Here is a 231-nt window from a genome sequence, read left to right as displayed (position 1 = left end):
CTGCTGGGCATGGTCGGCAAGGCCGAGCGCGGCCCGGCCGCGATCGAGGCGAACCGTGACAACAAGTCGGCTTACCTGATGGCGGTGGGCGGCTCTGCCTACCTGGTGTCCAAGGCGATCACGGCGGCCAAGGTGGTCGGCTTTGCCGACCTGGGCATGGAAGCGAGCTACGAATTCACCGTGCAGGACATGCCGGTGACCGTGGCGGTGGAGTCCACGGGTGTATCGGTG

The 231-nt window shown here is 66.7% G+C and carries 1 protein-coding gene; it reads left to right on the top strand.

The genetic code is table 11. The features are described 5' to 3' along the window. Window positions 1-231: fumarate hydratase C-terminal domain-containing protein (locus ACQG3P_RS24965; RefSeq protein WP_426806545.1), on the top strand; the 231-nt coding region annotated here is incomplete at both ends.

The organism is Stenotrophomonas sp. SrG, from assembly GCF_050031795.1.
Taxonomy (GTDB): Bacteria; Pseudomonadota; Gammaproteobacteria; order Xanthomonadales; family Xanthomonadaceae; genus Stenotrophomonas; species Stenotrophomonas rhizophila_A.
The sequence above is the reverse complement of the archived record's forward strand: the minus strand, read 5'-3'. Positions and strand labels throughout refer to the sequence as shown.